This window comes from Sulfitobacter sediminilitoris (assembly GCF_010667575.1).
Lineage (GTDB): Bacteria > Pseudomonadota > Alphaproteobacteria > Rhodobacterales > Rhodobacteraceae > Sulfitobacter > Sulfitobacter sediminilitoris.
The window spans coordinates 24,256-37,345 of record NZ_JAABNT010000008.1; the positions used below are offsets into that span (position 1 = coordinate 24,256).

Genomic DNA, 13,090 nt, shown 5'->3' on the forward strand with positions numbered 1-13,090 from the left:
CAAATCCAGCGCGCGTTTCAGATCGAGAGCCGCGCCGCGTGACTGCCGCGCTCGCGATAGGGCGTCGTCTCGTAATGTGCACGGTAGCATTTTGAGAAGTGGGAAGGCGAAGCAAATCCGCAGGCCAGTGCGACGTTGATTACGCTCATATCTGTCTGCATCAGCAGGTTGCGCGCCTTTTGAAGGCGCAGTTCCATGTAATAGCGCTTGGGCGAACGGTTCAGATAGCGGCGAAACAGTCTTTCCAACTGCCGCGTGGACATCCCGACTTCCTTGGCCAACAATGAAGGACTGATCGGCTCTTCTATGTTGTTCTCCATCATCTGGATGACCTGTGACAGTTTCGGATGGCGCACGCCGATGCGCGTCGGCACAGACAGGCGCTGGGTGTCCTGGTCGGTGCGTATCGATGAATAGATCAGTTGATCCGCCACCGCGTTGGCAAGTTCTTCGCCATGGTCGTCTGCGATCAGCTTGAGCATCAGATCGATCGACGATGTCCCGCCCGCGGTTGTCAAGCGATTGCCATCGACGACAAAGACCGACTTTGTCAGGTCGACCTCCTGAAACTCCTCGGCAAAGCTATCCTGATTTTCCCAGTGGATCGTCGCCCTCTTGCCGTCCAGCAACCCTGCCTTGGCAAGCGCATAGGACGCTGTGCAAAGACCGCCGACGACCAGCCCCTTACGCGCCTCCCGGCGCAACCAGCCCAGCATCTTTTTGCTCGTGGCCTCCTGCACATCCATGCCGCCGCAGACCATGATCGTATCGTCGCGGTTCAATTCGCCCATATCGTGATCAAGTTGAAACAGCGTACCGGCTGAACAGGCTACGGTACCGCCGCCTTCACCCATGGTGGTCCAAGAGTACAGCTTCTTTCCGCTCATCCTGTTGGCGATCCGCAAACTATCGATCGCTGTCGCAAAACACATCAGGCTAAACTGGTCGAGCAGGACAAAGACAAAACGGCGGGGCTTGTCTGTATCTACAGGGATACGTGTGGCTGAGCGCGGCGCAGACATCGCGGCGTCCTTTGTTCTTGTTCTTCTTAAGTCCCAAAGTCCGGTCACTTTGAAACATGACCTAAACCTTGCTCACGCCCGTGGGGCCGCGTCAAGAGGCGGTAAAAGGGTTCTGGTCACCGGACACGGCCTTTTGTATAGAGATAGCCCTGATAGCGCTGACAAGCAGCGCGCCGACCGGAGTACAGAACAATGAGCACATGGAGCAAATCAAGCTGGCGCGACAAACCGCGGATCCAGATGCCTGATTATCCTGATCAAGCCGCCCTTGAGGCCGTCGAAGCGCAATTGGCACGGTATCCGGTTCTGGTCTTTAGCGGCGAGGCCCGTCGCCTGAAAAAGCATCTGGGCGCTGCCAGCCGCGGCGAAGCGTTTTTGCTGCAGGGCGGCGACTGTGCCGAGAGCTTTGAGCAATTCAGCTCGGACGCGATTCGAGACACCTTCAAGGTGATGTTGCAGATGGCCATCGTGCTGACGCACGGGGCGAAGGTCCCTGTGATCAAGCTGGGGCGCATGGCAGGACAATTCGCCAAGCCGCGTTCTGCGCCCACAGAGACGGTCGATGGGGTGGAATTGCCCAGCTACCGTGGTGACATCATCAACGATCTGGACTTCACGGCGGATGCCCGAATTCCAAACCCCGAAAAAATGCTGCGCGCCTACACGCAGGCGGCTGCCACGCTGAACCTGTTGCGGGCCTTTTCAACTGGTGGTTATGCGGACGTGCATCAGGTGCATGGATGGACGCTGGGCTTCACCGACAATGAGAAAGCTGAAAAATACCGTGAGATCGCGAACCGCATCTCCGATACGCTGGACTTCATGTCTGCCGCTGGCGTGACATCGGATACTGCGCATACGCTGTCATCGGTCGAATTCTACACCAGTCACGAGGCATTGTTGCTGGAATACGAAGAGGCGCTTTGCCGGCAGGACAGCATGACGGGGAAGTGGCTTGCCGGGTCCGGTCACATGATCTGGATCGGGGACCGCACACGTCAGCCTGATGGCGCACACGTGGAGTTCGCCTCGGGCGTGCTCAACCCCATCGGCCTCAAGTGCGGCCCCAGCATGACGAGCGATGATCTGAAAAAACTGATGGCGAAACTGAACCCTCAGAACGAGGCAGGTCGCCTTACCCTGATCGCACGGTTCGGTGCAGGATCGGTGGGTGAGCATTTGCCGCGCCTGATCAAGACGGTGCAGGAAGAAGGGGCCAACGTGGTCTGGACCTGCGACGCGATGCACGGGAACACGATCAAGTCGTCATCTGGCTACAAGACGCGGCCGTTTGAGAGCGTCTTGCGTGAGGTCCGCGAATTCTTTGGCGTCCATGCGGCTGAGGGGACAATCCCCGGCGGCGTGCATTTCGAGATGACCGGCCAGGATGTCACTGAATGTACCGGCGGTGTCCGGGCAGTGTCAGACGAAGATCTCTCGGACCGGTATCACACCGCCTGTGATCCACGTCTGAATGCAAGCCAGTCGCTCGAATTGGCCTTCCTTGTTGCCGAGGAGCTGACCGCGCGCCGTGAAAAACAGTCTGCCAAGGCAGCAGGCTGAAGTCACAGCCAGAAGAAACACGCGCCGCCAAAGTACCTTTGGCGGCGTTTTCTTGTCTCAAGCAAATTAATTCCGGTGTTTTCGGAGCTTAGTCTTCGGACTTGATCAATCGAAGATACGTTGGACGCCGTTTGGGATCTTTCGGCGCAAATGGCGCCTGACCTTCTGACATTCCCGCTCGAGGGACATTGGTCAGTGGCGGCAGCCCGACTGCGGGACTGGGCCGGGTCGCAGGCATAGGGGGCTGACCAGCGGCAATGTTCAGCACTTGCTTCGACGTGATGTCGAACCGGCGGGGGGCTGGTCCGATCTCGCCTTTGCTGACGAAACATCCCAGCACCCGACTTACATCGCCTAAGTCGCTTTTCAGCGGTAACAGGAGCATCCTCGCCTCAAGCCGAGTGCGATCAGGTCCGTCGGAGGAGGCAAGGTTGAGCGTGCCGATGGCCGGGGTCTGAAAAACGACTTCAAGCAGGTCGGATACACTGGCCCGTGCGGCCGGCATAAAAAAGGCAGTCAGCGGCATGCCGCGCGCCTCCATGCCCATCACGTCGTTCAGATGACTGCCCGCGATGCGCAGGCGGGCAATGCCGGGTGCAATGCGCTCAAGGATAAACGCGTTTTCGAGGGCCTGTTCGATGCCCCGTGGGTCAATGTCGGATCTTTTGGGCAGCAGCCGGGCACCACGCACGGCTTCCCAATAGGCTTCGACCTGCGCGATGGCAGCATATCCGGTTTCTGGCTGGTAGTCTGACATAGCAACCACATTCTGCGCGTTATGAGGGTAGTTGTCCATGAGCTGTGATCCTTGCCTTCCGATGTGCGGAGCATGCAACGACCCATCAAATGATTGTCGCATCGATCCCGACACCTGCACCGCCCCCACGCCGCATCCTTAGCAAGGACTTAATACCACAATTTTGACGCATTTCGCCTTATTTCCGAAACTGTGGTTAATCCCGTCCGGGGCTTGCCCCGCTTGGGTGTTTCACCCTATTGCGAAGCCAGCACGCACGAAGGATCGAGCAAAATGATCAAATCTATGACAGGTTTTGCCTCTCGCAGTGGGGCCAAAGCCCCCTTCAGCTGGGGCTGGGAGCTGCGCAGTGTGAACGGACGCGGCCTTGATCTGCGCCTTCGGGTGCCGGATTGGGTTGAAGGGCTTGAGGCCGGTTTGCGCAAAAGGCTCGGCGCCGCTGCCGCACGGGGCAACATCACCTGCAATCTGCGTCTGAACCGTGAAGAAGGTGGCGGCGGGCTGGAGTTGAACGAGGATCAGCTGCAAGCTTTGCTGGTGGCGCTCCAACAAATCGAAGCGCGTGCAATGGATGCGGGTGTGTCGCTTGCACCATCCAAGGCCACCGATATTGTCACCATGCGCGGTGTGCTTGAGCAGTCCTCAGCGGAGGAGGACACCGCACCGCTTTGCACGGCGTTGCTGGCTGACTTCGAAGCCGTGATAGAAGACTTTGATGCGATGCGCGCCCGCGAGGGGGCCGCCCTTGCCGATGTATTGAGCGCGCAACTGACAGAGGTGGAGGCGCTGACATCAGAAGCCGCAGGCCTGTTGGATCAGCGACAGGCCGATATGGCCGCCAGCCTGCGCACTAATCTGTCGCGGATCTTGGACAATACTGATGGTGCAGAGCCTGACCGGGTCGCGCAGGAATTGGCGCTGATTGCGGTAAAGTCGGACATTACCGAAGAGATTGACCGGCTGACCGCCCATGTAAGTGCTGCGCGTGAGTTGTTGGGCCAAGGTGGTCCGGTGGGTCGCAAGCTCGATTTTCTGATGCAGGAATTTAACCGCGAGGCAAACACATTGTGTTCAAAGGCGCAGAATAAGGCGTTGACGCGCGTTGGCCTTGCGCTGAAAGCCGTCATCGACCAGATGCGTGAGCAGGTTCAAAATGTGGAATAAGCCATGACCCCCCCCCAAGCTGACCGACGCGGCCTTCTTATCATTCTCAGTTCCCCGTCCGGTGCGGGTAAATCGACCCTTGCCAGACGGTTGATGGCCTGGGACGAGACTCTGCAATTCTCTGTGTCCGCAACGACCCGAGAACCGCGCCCCGGAGAGGTGAACGAGAAAGACTATTTCTTTGTGGGCGAGGCCGAGTTCCGCAAATGGGTGGCGGAGGGCAGGATGCTTGAGCATGCCCATGTGTTTGGCAATTTCTATGGCTCTCCGCAGCCGCCTGTAGAAACCGCCATCGAGGCCGGGCGCGACGTGCTTTTTGACATCGACTGGCAAGGTGCACAGCAAATCCGCAACTCTGCGCTGGGGCCTTATACCCTGTCGATCTTTATCCTGCCGCCTTCGATAGCCGAGCTGCACCGCAGGCTGGTAAACAGAGGGCAGGATGATGCTGAAACGATCGCCAAGCGGATGCAGAAAAGCTGGGATGAGATCAGCCATTGGGACGGTTATGATTATGTTTTGATCAACGATGATCTGGACGAGACCGAAGAGAAATTGAAAACTATCATCAAAGCCGAAAGGCTCAAATTCGCTCAGCAACCGCGGCTGTCTGATCATGTCCGCGCTTTGCAATCCCAGTTCGAGGACCTCACATGACCGTATATTCTTTGGGCGATGCCCAACCAACCATCGACGAAAGCGCCTGGATCGCGCCAGACGCCAATGTGATCGGCAACATCGTGCTTGAGGCAAAGTCTTCGGTCTGGTTCGGGTCGACCTTGCGGGGTGACAATGAGGTCATCCACGTGGGAGAGGGCAGCAATGTTCAGGAAAACTGTGTTTTCCACACGGATCAGGGTTATCCGCTAACTATCGGCAAGAACTGCACCATCGGTCACAAGGTCATGCTGCACGGCTGCACCATTGGCGACAACAGCCTTATCGGAATGGGCGCCACTGTTCTGAACGGGGCCAAGATCGGCAACAACTGTTTGATCGGGGCTGGTGCGCTGATCACGGAGAACAAGGTGATCCCGGATGGATCGCTGGTGATGGGATCGCCAGGCAAGGTCGTGCGACAGTTGGATGAGAAAGCGATCCAGATGCTGACGGGCAGCGCACTGCATTATTCTGAAAATGCCGCCCGGTTCCGGCGGGATATGAAGCCTATTTAAAGGATGCCAGACCGCGCCCTTTTGCCAGACATTCTGGCTGCGCTGCCGCTGCCCGCACTGGCGATTGATCGCAATGAACGGATCGTTGCCATCAATGATAAGGCGCAGTCTTTGGTCGCGACCGGTGCGGTTGGACGCCATTTCGTGACCGTCCTACGGCAGCCCACTCTGGTTGAGGCCGTTGAAAACACGCTTCAGGATGGAAAGCCGCGCCGAGCCGCGTTCTTGGCAGGCGATGTGGGCAAGGAACTGACCTTTGACGTGACTCTGCGCATGGTTGAGGCCACCGGCACGCTGATCCTCAGTTTTCAGGATATCACCCACGAAGCAGAAGCGGGCCAGATGCGGAGGGACTTCGTTGCCAACGTCAGCCATGAGCTGCGCACGCCGCTCACTGCCTTGATGGGTTTCATTGAAACCCTGAGTGGCCCGGCAAAGGACGATCCTGCCGCAAGGGAGCGGTTTCTAAACATCATGTCTGGTGAAGCGGAGCGGATGAACCGGTTAGTGGGCGATTTGCTTTCGCTCAGCAGGGTCGAGGCCGAAGAACGCATCAAGCCGACAACGTCCGTGAATCTCACCGATATCCTGACGATCACCTTGCGCAATCTGAACCCGCTTGCCGTTGATAACGATGTAAAACTGGTAGCTGAATTCGGCACTGACCCCCTGCCGCTTCGTGGCGACCCGGATCAGTTGCTTCAAGTTTTCACGAACCTCGTCGAAAATGCGATCAAGTATGGTGGCAAGAACAACACCGTCGAGATCAAAACGGAAACCAGTCTGCGTGACCCGGCTCTCCGCGGTCCGGCTATGCGGGTTTCAGTTGTCGACCATGGTCCGGGGATTGATCCGGTGCACCTGCCACGCCTGACAGAGCGATTCTATCGCGCCGACAGTCACCGCAGCCGTGCGCTCGGTGGTACTGGGCTGGGCCTCGCCATCGTGAAACATATCCTGAGCAGGCACCGTGGAAGGCTGAAAATTATGTCAGAACTCGGCAAAGGCGCGTGTTTTAAGGTGATTTTGCCGCTGGATGGTGCGGAGGTCTGAAAAGATTTCCGCAAATTGCGCTCAATTCTGCGGCTGTCATAAAACTGTAACGTACCTGTCACAAAAGCACAGCACGCCGGACCTAGATGGGCTGCAAGATCACCATGGGGGTGATTGCCGAAATTCCAATGACAGGAAACATCATGTCACTGACAAAACTCACCACTTCCGCGCTGGCCATTGCGGCCATGTCTGCCACAGCCGCCGCCGCGCGCGACCAGGTGCAAGTTGCCGGTTCTTCAACCGTTCTGCCCTACGCATCCATCGTCGCCGAAGCATTTGGTGAAAATACCGACTTCCCGACGCCTGTCGTGGAATCGGGCGGTTCTTCCGCGGGTCTCAAGCGCTTTTGTGAGGGCGTGGGCGAGAACACCATCGACATCGCAAACGCCTCTCGTGCGATCCGTGAAAAAGAGATCAAGGCTTGCGCGGAAAACGGCGTGACCGACATCATCGAAGTGCGTATCGGCTATGACGGCATCGTCTTCGCATCGCAGATTAACGGCCCTGCGTATACCGCGTTCCAGCCTTCCGATATCTTCAACGCGATTGGTGCCAAGGTTCTGGTGGACGGCAAGATCGTTGACAACACGTACAATGCCTGGTCCGAGTTCAATAGCGATTTTCCGAATGCAGAAATCGCCATGTTCATCCCAGGTACCAAGCACGGCACCCGCGAAGTCTTTGAAGACAAGGTGCTGCTGAAGGGTTGTGAAGACACCGGTGCGATGCAGGCGATGATGGACGCAGGCATGACCGAAGACGATGCCGAGGACGCATGCCTTGATGTGCGTCAGGACGGCAAGTCCGTGGACATCGACGGTGATTACACGGAAACGCTGGCACGGATCGACGCGAACACCGACGGCATAGGCGTGTTCGGCCTCGCGTTCTACGAGAACAACCAGGACAAGCTGAAAGTTGCGACAATGGGCGACGTGTCGCCGTCGACCGAAACCATCGCGTCTGGTGAGTACCCGGTGTCACGTCCGCTGTTCTTTTATGTCAAGAAAGCACATATCGGCGTGATCCCAGGCCTGAAGGAATTCGCGCAGTTTTTCGTTGCTGATGAACTGGCTGGCCCTTCCGGTCCTCTGGCCAACTACGGCCTCGTTTCGGACCCAGAGTTGAGCGAGACACAGAAAGCCGTTGCAGAGGAAAGAACGCTTGGTGCTGGTTCCTAAGTCTGGCATCTGCCTGATCTGATTTATGGGGGCGGCTCAGCGTTGCCCCCGGTTCTCATTCCGGACAAACGTCCAACTGTTGCGGGGGCGACATGCCGCTTTTCTGGCTTTTCATCATCGTATTGGTCATTGCCTTGCTTGGCTATTTTGCCGGACGGATGCGCGTCATGCAGGGTGCAGGCGGTGACCGCCGCAACATGCATTCCCTGCCGTCCTATTATGGTGGCAACGTTGCTATCAAGGGAGCGGCACCGGCATTGTTGCTCATGCTGCTTTGGATGCTGATCCAGCCTTTCTACGTCAATTACACCGTATCGAACCAAATACCGGACAGCGCCATCGCTGACAGTTCCTCACGCAACCTTGTTCTGTCCGAGGTGCGGCGCACTGCCAATGGTCTGGATTTGGCTGTTCAAACCGGTGCTTTGACCTCTGATGATGCCAATGACGCACAGGCGAACATTGCTGATATAACGGCGGCACTGAAAGAAGCGGGCGCTGTCCTGACATCGGATATCACACAGCCTGTTCTGAGCGCCGCGCAAAGCTACCGCAGCATGAATGCTACGGGCTATACCCTGATGTCGGTCGCGGTCATAATCGTTGCGGTACTGGGCGTTCGTTGGGGGCTGCGCGAGGCGAGGCCTGAGTTCCGCGCCCGCAATGTCGTGGAACAGGCCGTTCGGTGGCTCCTGATCGCCGCTGCATCTATCGCAGTGCTGACGACGCTTGGAATTGTTTTGTCGCTGGTTTTCAACACGATTGAATTCTTTCGGCTCTATCCGGCTGTGGACTTTTTCTTTGGCACCAACTGGGCCCCCAGCTTTTCCGGACGCGGTGGCAGCTCTGACCTTGGTGTTATCCCGCTGCTCTGGGGCACGTTCTATATCTCGATCGTGGCGCTCGCCGTGGCGATCCCGATCGGATTGTTCGCGGCGGTTTATCTCTCGGAATATGCAAGCCATGGCGTCCGGTCCGTGGCAAAGCCGCTGCTGGAGATACTGGCGGGTATTCCCACCATCGTTTACGGTCTCTTCGCCTTGCTGACAGTTGGACCCTTGCTGGTTTCGGTCTTCGGACGCGACGGTCTGGGCATCATGCAGGCGGGGACCGCAGTTGTTACTGCCGGTCTGGTGATGGGCATCATGCTGATCCCCTTTGTCAGTTCATTGTCGGACGACATCATCAACGCCGTGCCACAGGCTCTAAGGGATGGATCCTACGGTCTGGGTGCCACCAAGTCAGAGACGATCAAACAGGTCGTGCTGCCCGCCGCTTTGCCGGGCATCGTCGGGGCCATCTTGTTGGCCGCATCGCGTGCCATCGGTGAGACGATGATCGTGGTGCTGGGGGCAGGGGCTGCGGCGCGGCTTTCCCTGAACCCGTTCGATGCCATGACCACGGTCACTGCCAAGATCGTCAGCCAATTGACCGGCGATGCTGATTTCGCCAGCCCCGAAGCCCTCGTGGCCTTCGCTCTGGGGATGACGCTGTTTGTCATCACCCTGGCACTGAACATTTTCGCGCTCTTCATCGTGCGCAAGTACCGGGAGCAATATGACTGATGTCTGATGCAAGCCTCACCAGCGGTGCTGCACCCACCCGAGCCAAGAAATCACTCATGGCGGTGGACGTACGCACCCGCAAACGCAATGCAGCCGAAAAACGGTTTCGGGCCTATGGCATCGCCGCGATTGTAACCGGGATGTTCTTCCTGATCGTGCTGGCGGTTTCAATCGTGCGCTCCGGGCTGCCGGCGTTCTCGCACACTGTCGTTAGTGTTGAATTCAACCTGACCGAAGAACAGTTCGCCGACGCGGAAAGCCAATTGTTCAAGACCAAGGCATACGAAGCTTTGCTCATTGAGGAAATTCGTTCGGCTTTGGTTGCGCGTGGGCTTGATGTCGAATTTGACAGTGACGCCATCGCACGCCTGTTGGGCAAACCGGGCGGCACGCTGCGCGAGCATTACCGCGCCAACGAGCAAGATTTGGGGCAACCGGTGCGTTTTGAGCTTGCTGCAGCCTCACGGGTCGATGGGTATCTGACAGGGCGCGTAACCCGCGACACCCTGCAGGACAGTCGGTTTCTGCAGGGATCGGACCTCGACCTGATCGATGCACTCGTCGACGCGGATATCATCACGCGGGCGTTCAACTGGAACTTCATCATGGGTGCCGATACTGGCGTCGACAATCCGGGCGGGGCCGGGATCGGGGCGTCTGTCATCGGCTCGTTCTTCATGATGCTGGTGGTTCTGGTCCTGTCGCTGCCAATCGGCGTTGCCGCCTCAATCTATCTTGAGGAATTTGCCCCTCAGAACCGGTTTACCGACCTCATCGAGGTGAATATCTCAAACCTTGCAGCAGTGCCTTCAATCGTTTTCGGTATTCTGGGCCTGGCGGTCTTCATCCAGTTCATGCAGCTTCCTCAATCGGCGCCGCTGGTGGGTGGTCTGGTGCTGACGTTGATGACCCTGCCAACGATCATCATCTCAACCCGCGCATCGCTTAAATCCGTGCCACCGTCGATCCGTGATGCGGCGCTTGGGGTGGGGGCATCCAAGATGCAGGCGGTGTTCCACCATGTGCTGCCGCTGGCGATGCCGGGCATCCTGACGGGCACGATCATCGGTCTTGCGCAGGCATTGGGGGAAACGGCTCCGTTGCTGCTGATCGGCATGGTCGGTTTCGTGGCCCGCGGGTACCCTGATGGCGTCATGTCGGGCTTTGTCGATCCGAACTCGGCGATGCCTGCACAAATCTACACCTGGGCGGCGCGTGCCGACGCCAGCTTTTACGAGAAAGCATGGGGTGGCATCATCATCTTGTTGCTGTTCCTTTTGACCATGAACATCATAGCGATCATCTTGCGGCGCAAGTTCGAGCGGCGCTGGTAGGACCGGGCTCATGAAAGACACTTTTATTGCGGAGAAAGACGTGGACCAAAAAACCGTGAAAATCGCGGCTCGCGACGTGCAGGTCTGGTACGGCGACAACCACGCCATCAAAGACGTGAACGTTGATATTGAGGACAAAACCGTCACGGCGTTCATCGGACCGTCTGGCTGTGGAAAGTCAACTTTCTTGCGTTGTATCAACAGGATGAACGATACAATTGATATTTGCCGCGTCACCGGTGACATCCGCATTGATGGCGAAGACATCTATGACCGCAAGGTCGATCCGGTGCAGTTGCGCGCCAAGGTCGGCATGGTGTTCCAAAAGCCGAACCCTTTCCCAAAATCGATCTATGACAACGTGGCCTACGGCCCGCGCATTCACGGGCTGTCCCGCAACAAGGCGGAACTGGACGAAATCGTGGAGCGTGCGCTCAAGCGCGCCGCGATCTGGAACGAGGTCAAAGACCGCCTGACTGCACCCGGCACTGGTTTGTCTGGTGGCCAGCAGCAGCGCCTGTGCATCGCCCGCGCCGTTGCAACAGAGCCGGAAGTCCTGCTGATGGACGAGCCGTGCTCTGCTCTTGACCCGATTGCCACCGCGCAGGTGGAGGAATTGATTGACGAACTGCGGCAGAACTATTCGGTCGTGATCGTCACACATTCGATGCAGCAGGCTGCCCGGGTCAGTCAGAAGACAGCCTTTTTCCACCTCGGCCATCTGGTTGAATTCGGGGAAACGGACAAGATATTCACCGCCCCCGAAGACGAGCGGACGGAAAGCTACATCACAGGCCGTATTGGATAATATCATGCCAGATCAACACATTGCATCTGCGTTCGACCGTGATCTTGAGGCCGTTCAGGCCCAGATCATGAAAATGGGCGGTATGGTCGAAGACGCGATCCGCCTTGCTGCCAAATCGCTTGAGACCCGCGACGAGGAACTTGCACAGAAAGTCCGGGGTGCGGACCGTGCGATTGACGCGCTTGAACTTCAGATCAACGAAAGCGCTGCACGTGTCATCGCGCTTCGCGCGCCCACGGCCATTGACCTGCGTCTGATCCTGAGCGTGATCAAGATCAGCGGCAATCTTGAGCGCATCGGCGACTACGCAAAGAACATGGCCAAGCGGACCGGCGTTCTGGCCACATTGCCCACGGTGAACGACAGCGCCGGTGCAATCCGTCGTATGGCGCAGGCGGTTGAGGGTATGCTGAAGGATGCCTTGGACGCCTATATCCGGCGGGACGCGGAACTGGCGATGGATGTCATCGCCCGCGACGAAGATGTCGATCAGATTTACAATGCGTTGTTCCGCGAATTCCTGACCTTCATGATGGAAGACCCGCGCAACATCACCGCCTGCATGCACCTGCATTTCATCGCCAAGAACACCGAACGCATGGGCGATCACGTGACGTCGATTGCTGAACAGGTGGTTTATCTGGTGACGGGCGAACACCCCGATGAATCGCGGCCGAAGGCGGACCAGACTTCGATCGTGGCAGAGGAATAGGCTGATGTCTGTAACTCAGCCCCACGTTTTGTTGGTTGAGGACGAGCCAGCGCAGCGCGAGGTGCTGGCGTACAATCTGGAGGCTGAAGGCTATGCCGTCAGCCGCGCAGAGAACGGCGAAGAGGCGATGCTACAGGTCGCCGAGATCACGCCCGATCTGGTCATACTCGATTGGATGATGCCGCTGATGAGCGGGATCGAAGTGTGCCGCCAGCTGAAAACCCGTGATGACACCAAGAATATCCCGGTGATCATGCTCTCCGCCCGGTCCGAAGAAGTGGACGCGGTGCGCGGGCTTGAAACGGGGGCCGATGACTATGTCGTCAAACCGTATTCCCTACGCGAGTTGATGGCGCGTGTGCGTACGCAGTTGCGCCGGTCCCGCCCGGCTGCAACTGGTGAATTGCTGATCTATCAGGACATTACACTCGACCCGGAGCGGCACCGGGTGACGCGGGGCGATCAGGAACTCAAGCTTGGTCCAACTGAATACCGACTGCTGGTCACCTTGCTTGAAAAGCCGGGCCGGGTCTTGAGCCGCGATCAATTGCTTGATCTGGTTTGGGGCCGGGACATCTATGTTGATACGCGGACCGTTGACGTTCATATCGCACGCTTGCGCAAGGCGCTGACCCAACACGGTGGGGACGATCCCATTCGTACCGTGAGGGGCGCGGGATATTCCCTAGGCTGATCCGGCGCCAGCAGATCGTTGTGATTTTGTTTCCTCTCCCATCGCTGCTGCGCTACCAC

At 57.8% G+C, this 13,090-nt stretch carries 13 protein-coding genes; 11 read left to right on the forward strand and 2 right to left on the reverse strand.

What is annotated here, in order from left to right; genetic code table 11:
- Positions 1 to 17 precede the first annotated feature (17 nt).
- Positions 18 to 1,022, reverse strand: coding sequence for a GlxA family transcriptional regulator (locus tag GV827_RS13455; protein ID WP_164354335.1), 1,005 nt, complete (start codon positions 1,020 to 1,022; stop codon positions 18 to 20).
- Positions 1,023 to 1,214: 192 nt separating this feature from the next.
- Here GV827_RS13455 and GV827_RS13460 point away from each other — a divergent pair, with 192 nt between their 5' ends.
- Positions 1,215 to 2,585, forward strand: a complete 1,371-nt coding sequence (locus GV827_RS13460; protein ID WP_164354336.1) for a class II 3-deoxy-7-phosphoheptulonate synthase — start codon at positions 1,215 to 1,217, stop codon at positions 2,583 to 2,585.
- Between the two features lie 88 nt (positions 2,586 to 2,673).
- On the opposite strand, the gene GV827_RS13465 is transcribed toward GV827_RS13460, so the two are convergent.
- Entirely contained in the window at positions 2,674 to 3,381 is a 708-nt protein-coding gene (locus tag GV827_RS13465) for a PAS domain-containing protein (protein ID WP_164354337.1), read from the reverse strand.
- A 234-nt stretch (positions 3,382 to 3,615) separates the two neighbouring features.
- Here GV827_RS13465 and GV827_RS13470 point away from each other — a divergent pair, with 234 nt between their 5' ends.
- The 10 genes from GV827_RS13470 (at position 3,616) to phoB (ending at position 13,031) form a co-directional block, all read left to right on the forward strand.
- Positions 3,616 to 4,506, forward strand: coding sequence for a YicC/YloC family endoribonuclease (locus GV827_RS13470; protein WP_164354338.1), 891 nt, complete (start codon positions 3,616 to 3,618; stop codon positions 4,504 to 4,506).
- A gap of 3 nt (positions 4,507 to 4,509) precedes the next feature.
- Positions 4,510 to 5,163 carry a guanylate kinase gene (gene gmk / locus GV827_RS13475; protein ID WP_164354339.1) on the forward strand — a complete coding sequence of 218 codons (654 nt, stop codon included), beginning with the start codon at positions 4,510 to 4,512 and terminating at the stop codon, positions 5,161 to 5,163.
- Positions 5,160 to 5,681 (forward strand): gamma carbonic anhydrase family protein, encoded by a 522-nt coding sequence (locus GV827_RS13480; protein ID WP_164354340.1) that lies wholly within the window; start codon positions 5,160 to 5,162, stop codon positions 5,679 to 5,681. Before gmk ends, GV827_RS13480 begins: the two co-directional genes overlap by 4 nt.
- Positions 5,682 to 5,684: 3 nt before the next feature.
- On the forward strand, positions 5,685 to 6,734 hold the full coding sequence (locus tag GV827_RS13485) for a sensor histidine kinase (protein ID WP_164354341.1): 1,050 nt from the start codon (positions 5,685 to 5,687) through the stop codon (positions 6,732 to 6,734).
- 143 nt (positions 6,735 to 6,877) lie between these two features.
- Positions 6,878 to 7,918 carry a substrate-binding domain-containing protein gene (locus GV827_RS13490; RefSeq protein WP_164354342.1) on the forward strand — a complete coding sequence of 347 codons (1,041 nt, stop codon included), beginning with the start codon at positions 6,878 to 6,880 and terminating at the stop codon, positions 7,916 to 7,918.
- 92 nt (positions 7,919 to 8,010) lie between these two features.
- Entirely contained in the window at positions 8,011 to 9,483 is a 1,473-nt protein-coding gene (gene pstC, locus GV827_RS13495) for a phosphate ABC transporter permease subunit PstC (protein ID WP_164354343.1), read from the forward strand.
- Entirely contained in the window at positions 9,483 to 10,817 is a 1,335-nt protein-coding gene (pstA, locus tag GV827_RS13500) for a phosphate ABC transporter permease PstA (protein WP_164354344.1), read from the forward strand. The genes pstC and pstA overlap by 1 nt, the downstream gene beginning before the upstream one ends.
- A 10-nt stretch (positions 10,818 to 10,827) precedes the next feature.
- Positions 10,828 to 11,625, forward strand: coding sequence for a phosphate ABC transporter ATP-binding protein PstB (pstB, locus tag GV827_RS13505; RefSeq protein WP_164354345.1), 798 nt, complete (start codon positions 10,828 to 10,830; stop codon positions 11,623 to 11,625).
- Positions 11,626 to 11,629: 4 nt separating this feature from the next.
- Positions 11,630 to 12,337: a phosphate signaling complex protein PhoU gene (phoU, locus tag GV827_RS13510; protein ID WP_164354346.1), complete on the forward strand. Its 708-nt coding sequence runs from the start codon at positions 11,630 to 11,632 to the stop codon at positions 12,335 to 12,337.
- Between the two features lie 4 nt (positions 12,338 to 12,341).
- Positions 12,342 to 13,031, forward strand: a complete 690-nt coding sequence (phoB, locus tag GV827_RS13515; protein ID WP_164354347.1) for a phosphate regulon transcriptional regulator PhoB — start codon at positions 12,342 to 12,344, stop codon at positions 13,029 to 13,031.
- Positions 13,032 to 13,090 lie beyond the last annotated feature (59 nt).

What these genes read in the sequence shown, in the direction of transcription:
- GV827_RS13465 (WP_164354337.1), bottom strand. Translation starts at nt 3,381, where the DNA reads ATGGACAACTACCCTCATAACGCGCAGAATGTGGTTGCTATGTCAGAC.
- GV827_RS13480 (WP_164354340.1), top strand. Translation starts at nt 5,160, where the DNA reads ATGACCGTATATTCTTTGGGCGATGCCCAACCAACCATCGACGAAAGC.
- gmk (WP_164354339.1), top strand. Translation starts at nt 4,510, where the DNA reads ATGACCCCCCCCCAAGCTGACCGACGCGGCCTTCTTATCATTCTCAGT.
- GV827_RS13490 (WP_164354342.1), top strand. Translation starts at nt 6,878, where the DNA reads ATGTCACTGACAAAACTCACCACTTCCGCGCTGGCCATTGCGGCCATG.
- phoU (WP_164354346.1), top strand. Translation starts at nt 11,630, where the DNA reads ATGCCAGATCAACACATTGCATCTGCGTTCGACCGTGATCTTGAGGCC.
- GV827_RS13460 (WP_164354336.1), top strand. Translation starts at nt 1,215, where the DNA reads ATGAGCACATGGAGCAAATCAAGCTGGCGCGACAAACCGCGGATCCAG.
- GV827_RS13485 (WP_164354341.1), top strand. Translation starts at nt 5,685, where the DNA reads ATGCCAGACCGCGCCCTTTTGCCAGACATTCTGGCTGCGCTGCCGCTG.
- phoB (WP_164354347.1), top strand. Translation starts at nt 12,342, where the DNA reads ATGTCTGTAACTCAGCCCCACGTTTTGTTGGTTGAGGACGAGCCAGCG.
- pstC (WP_164354343.1), top strand. Translation starts at nt 8,011, where the DNA reads ATGCCGCTTTTCTGGCTTTTCATCATCGTATTGGTCATTGCCTTGCTT.
- pstB (WP_164354345.1), top strand. Translation starts at nt 10,828, where the DNA reads ATGAAAGACACTTTTATTGCGGAGAAAGACGTGGACCAAAAAACCGTG.
- pstA (WP_164354344.1), top strand. Translation starts at nt 9,483, where the DNA reads ATGTCTGATGCAAGCCTCACCAGCGGTGCTGCACCCACCCGAGCCAAG.
- GV827_RS13455 (WP_164354335.1), bottom strand. Translation starts at nt 1,022, where the DNA reads ATGTCTGCGCCGCGCTCAGCCACACGTATCCCTGTAGATACAGACAAG.
- GV827_RS13470 (WP_164354338.1), top strand. Translation starts at nt 3,616, where the DNA reads ATGATCAAATCTATGACAGGTTTTGCCTCTCGCAGTGGGGCCAAAGCC.